This window comes from Trebonia sp., assembly GCF_049794275.1.
In the GTDB taxonomy this organism is placed as follows: domain Bacteria; phylum Actinomycetota; class Actinomycetes; order Streptosporangiales; family Streptosporangiaceae; genus Trebonia.
This window is the reverse complement of record NZ_JBARCR010001042.1, coordinates 1-3,117: the sequence shown is the minus strand read 5'-3', so window position 1 is coordinate 3,117 and position 3,117 is coordinate 1. Positions and strand designations below refer to the sequence as shown.

At 72.9% G+C, this 3,117-nt stretch carries 3 protein-coding genes; all 3 read right to left on the bottom strand.

Going from position 1 to position 3,117, the window contains the following annotated elements:
• Window positions 1-377, bottom strand: a 377-nt coding sequence (locus tag WA805_RS26095) for a protein phosphatase 2C domain-containing protein (protein WP_425243674.1), incomplete at its 3' end; no start/stop codon positions are given.
• A gap of 163 nt (window positions 378-540) precedes the next feature.
• Window positions 541-1,977 carry a pyruvate kinase gene (pyk, locus tag WA805_RS26090; RefSeq protein ID WP_422278759.1) on the bottom strand — a complete coding sequence of 479 codons (1,437 nt, stop codon included), beginning with the start codon at window positions 1,975-1,977 and terminating at the stop codon, window positions 541-543.
• 117 nt (window positions 1,978-2,094) lie between these two features.
• Window positions 2,095-3,117 (bottom strand): glutamate synthase subunit beta (locus tag WA805_RS26085; protein WP_425243673.1); only part of this gene is annotated, 1,023 nt, incomplete at its 5' end.

The following is a 3,117-nucleotide window of genomic DNA, read 5'->3' as shown; positions in this document are numbered from 1 at the left end:
GCCGGGTCGTCCCCGGCCCTGGCGCTGGTCAGCAGCACCCGCATCGCGGTCCGCACCGCAATCAGCGACGCCTCGTCGGGACGCGGCGCGGACGACACACCGTCCGAGACCACGGCCAGCACGACCGGGCCGTTCGGGCCCGCCGCCGTGGCCAGTGCCATCGCGTCCTCGTTGCGATGGTGCCGCAGGCCGCGGTCGGTCACGCCGGCGAGCAGCCGCAGATCGATCTCGGCGTGGTCCCGGCTGACCGGAACCTTGCGGCCGCAGGACGGGCAGTTGCCGTCCGGCCCGGCCGCGGCCAAACCAGAGGGATCGTCCGCCGAACACACCGGACAGTCCCGCGCGCCGGAGGAGTCCGGCGCCGTCGACGCGCTCATGGGGCCTATTTTCTCCTGTCAGCCGGCTGGGACGACCGGTGTGCCGCGGCCCGGCCTTGTGCCTTGTCCCGGACGCCAATCGTTTACCCGTTCGCCAGGACCATAGCCTATGTCCGCCGACTGCCGGGGCGCTATTTTCCGGCGTGGTCAGGGATGACGAGCGTCAGGGGTAGGGCAGCTCGATGGCGTCGCCGATCCGGTGCACCCGCAGCGCGTTGGTCTTGCCCGGGCTGCCCGGCGGGCTGCCTGCCACGATGACGATCTTGTCGCCGATGGTGCAGCGGCCGAGGCGCACCAGCGCGCTGTCCACCTCGTGCACCATGTCGTCGGTGTGCCGCACGGCCGGCACGATGAACGTCTCCACGCCCCAGGTGAGGGCCAGCTGGCTTCGGGTGGCGGGCTCGGTGGTGAACGCGAGCAGCGGGACCGGCGACCGGTACCTGGCCAGCCGCCGCGCGGTCTCGCCGGTCATGGTGAACGCCACGAGCGCCTTCGCCCCCACGATCGCGCCCACCTCGGCGGCGGCGCGGGCGATCGCCCCGCCGGTCGTGGTCGGCATCCGGGTCAGCGAGTGCTCGGCGCGCAGCGAGTTGTCCTCCGCGGCGGACACGATGCGCGCCATGGTGGCCACCGTCTCCACCGGGTACGCGCCGACGCTGGTCTCCGCGGACAGCATCACGGCGTCCGCGCCCTCGACGACGGCGCCGGCGACGTCGGAGACCTCGGCCCTGGTGGGACGCGGCGCGCTGATCATCGACTCCAGCATCTGGGTGGCTACGATGACTGGCCTGGCCCGCTCCCTGGCCAGGGCGATCGCCCGGCTCTGCACGGCGGGCACCTGCTCGAGCGGCAGCTCGACGCCGAGGTCGCCGCGCGCCACCATGATCCCGTCGAAGGCGTCCACGATCTCCGGCAGCACGCGGACCGCCTCGGGCTTCTCGATCTTGGCGATCAGCGGGACGCCGGAGCGGCCGGCCTCGTTCATGATCTTCCGCGCCACCATGGCGTCGTCGGGGCCGCGGACGAAGGACATCGCCACGATGTCGACGCCGGTCGCCAGCGCCCAGCGCAGGTCTTCCTGGTCCTTGGCGGTGAGCGCAGGCGCGCTGACCGCGACACCCGGCAGGTTGATGCCCTTGTGGTCGGAGACCCGCCCGCCGACCGCCACCCGGGTGCGCACCCGGGTGCCGGCCACGCCGGTCACGTCGACCTGGACGTTACCGTCGTCGATCAGGAGGCGGTCCCCGGCCCGCACGTCGTCGGCCAGCCCCTGGTAAGTGGTGGACGCCTCGTGCCGGTCGCCGGGGATGTCGTCGGTGGTGATCGTGAACTCGTCGCCGGCGGTCAGCAGCACGGGGCCGCCGGGGAACTCGCCGAGGCGGATCTTCGGCCCCTGCAGGTCGGCCAGCACGCCGACGCTCCGGCCTATCGCGTCGCTTCCGGCCCGCACGAGCCGGTAGGAGTTCAGGTGATCGGCGTGGCTGCCGTGGCTCAGGTTCAGCCGTGCCACGTCGAGTCCCGCGGTGATCAGCGCGTTGATCCGCTCCTGGGTTGACGTCGCCGGCCCCAGCGTGCAGACGATCTTGGCGCGGCGGCTCATGACACATCCCTCCCAGTGGTCTATACCACTTTAGCGGACGCGTCACCGCTGGTGACCGGCGTCACAGAAGGTTCACGCCCCTGTCGCGCGTCGTCTGCATGAGGCGCGAAGGCGGGGCTAGCGCAGCGGGCGGGCCGTGGAGGGGATGGCCACCGGGAGCGGCGGGCGGTCGTCGGCCGGGCTCCGGAGGTACTCGTCGACCGCGGCGGCGGCGCTGCGGCCCTCGGCGATCGCCCAGACGATCAGCGACTGACCGCGGCCCATGTCGCCGGCGACGAACACGCCGGGCACCGTGGTCTCGTACGACGCGGACCGCGCGACGTTGCCGCGCGGGTCGAACTCGACGCCCAGGTCGTCAAGGAGGCCGGCCCGCTCCGCACCGGTGAAGCCCATCGCGAACAGCGCCAGCTCGCAGGGGATCTCCCTGGCGCTGCCAGGCACCGGGACGAACTTCCCGTCGGTGAACGCCACCTCGGTCAGCCGCAGCGCGCGTACCGCGCCGGAGTCGTCCCCGAGGAACTCCTCGGTGGATACGGCGTACACCCGGTCCCCGCCCTCCTCGTGCGCGGAGGAGACGCGGTAGATCATCGGGTACGTCGGCCACGGCTGGCCCGTCGGCCGGGACTTGGACGGCTTCGGCAGGATCTCCAGCTGGGTGACCGACGCGGCGCCCTGCCGATGCGCGGTGCCGAGGCAGTCCGCCCCGGTGTCGCCGCCGCCGATGATCACCACGTGCTTGCCCGCGGCGGTGACCGGCGACGACGCGCCGTGCCGGTTCGCCGGCGGCAGGAACTCCATCGCCTGGTGGATGCCGTCCAGCGGCCGGCCTGGCACCGGCAGGTCGCGCGGCACCCGCGCCCCGCCGGCCAGCACGACCGCGGAGAAGCCTTCCAGCTGGTCCGCCGAGGTGACCGGCACGCCGCACTGGAAGCGGGTCCCTTCGGCCTCCATCTGGGCGATCCGGCGGTCCAGGTGACGCTTTTCCATCTTGAACTCGGGGATGCCGTAACGCAGCAGCCCGCCAGGCGCGTCGTCGCGCTCGAAGACGGTGACCAGGTGCCCGGCGCGGGTCAGCTGCTGCGCCGCGGCGAGCCCGGCCGGTCCCGAGCCGATCACCGCGACCGAGAACCCGGACAGCGC